This is a genomic window from Segatella copri (genome assembly GCF_019127135.1).
Lineage (GTDB): Bacteria > Bacteroidota > Bacteroidia > Bacteroidales > Bacteroidaceae > Prevotella.
The window spans coordinates 1-613 of record NZ_JAHOEA010000173.1 but is presented as its reverse complement, the minus strand read 5'-3'; the positions used below and the strand labels follow the sequence as shown (position 1 = coordinate 613).

1 protein-coding gene is annotated in these 613 nt (G+C 44.5%); it reads left to right on the top strand.

Going from position 1 to position 613, the window contains the following annotated elements; genetic code table 11:
• The coding region (locus tag KSW37_RS15715; protein WP_217743536.1) for a relaxase/mobilization nuclease domain-containing protein at positions 1–613 on the top strand (613 nt) is incomplete at both ends.

Below are 613 nucleotides of genomic sequence, written 5' to 3'. Positions count from 1 at the left end.
CGGATGGTGTGTTACTCGGCACGAATGCCGAGATAACGCAAAGTTTCGAGCTACAAAGGCAACTAAATCCAAGGATTAAGAAGCCTGTAGGGCACATAGCTTTGAGCTTCAAGCCCGAGGACAAGCCACGTTTAACGGATGAATTCATGGCTAAGATAGCCCTTGAATACATGCAGATGATGGGTATCACCGATACCCAATTTCTCATCGTAAGGCATCACAATACGCACAATCCACATTGCCATATTGTGTACAACCGCATCAATAACGATGGCAAGCTCATATCAGACACCCACGATTACAGGCGTAATGAGCAGGTGACCAAGGCTCTAAAATCCAAGTATGGACTGACCTACGGAACAGACAAGAGCAATACTAATACTCACAAGTTACGCAATGCTGAGCGTGCTAAATATGAGATTCACAATGCTGTAAAGAGCGCATTGAGAATGGCAGATAGCTGGAACGAGTTCAAAAGTGAACTTGCAAAACGAGGTATTCACTTGGAACTTGTCTATAAGGATAAAGAGCAAACCAAGGTTCAAGGCATCCGATTCAGCAAGGATGGATATAGCTTCAAGGGTACGCAGATTAGCCGAGACTATAGCTTTGG